General features: G+C 60.6%; 1 protein-coding gene. It reads left to right on the top strand.

Going from position 1 to position 221, the window contains the following annotated elements; translation table 11 throughout:
* The coding region (locus GIR22_RS26090) for a DUF6531 domain-containing protein (RefSeq protein ID WP_178122480.1) at nt 1-221 on the top strand (221 nt) is incomplete at both ends.

The following is a 221-nucleotide window of genomic DNA, read 5'->3' as shown; positions in this document are numbered from 1 at the left end:
TCGAAAAACCCTAACGGTGATGCAGCGGCCAGCGCCGATAAAACCGCAACCCATGGCTGCCCGGTGTCGATGGTCACCGGGGAAGAACTGCTGACCCTCACCGATGGCGAGCTGGACGGGTTTTTACCCTTTGCCTGGACACGGTTGTACCGCACCAGTGCTGTGGAAATCGATTGCGGGTTGGGGTTGGGTTGGAGCCATTCGCTGGCGCAGCGGCTGGT

The organism is Pseudomonas karstica (genome assembly GCF_009707515.1).
GTDB classification, from domain to species: Bacteria; Pseudomonadota; Gammaproteobacteria; order Pseudomonadales; family Pseudomonadaceae; genus Aquipseudomonas; species Aquipseudomonas karstica.
Note: the sequence above shows the minus strand (reverse complement) of the source record. Positions and strands in the feature narration are given on the sequence as shown.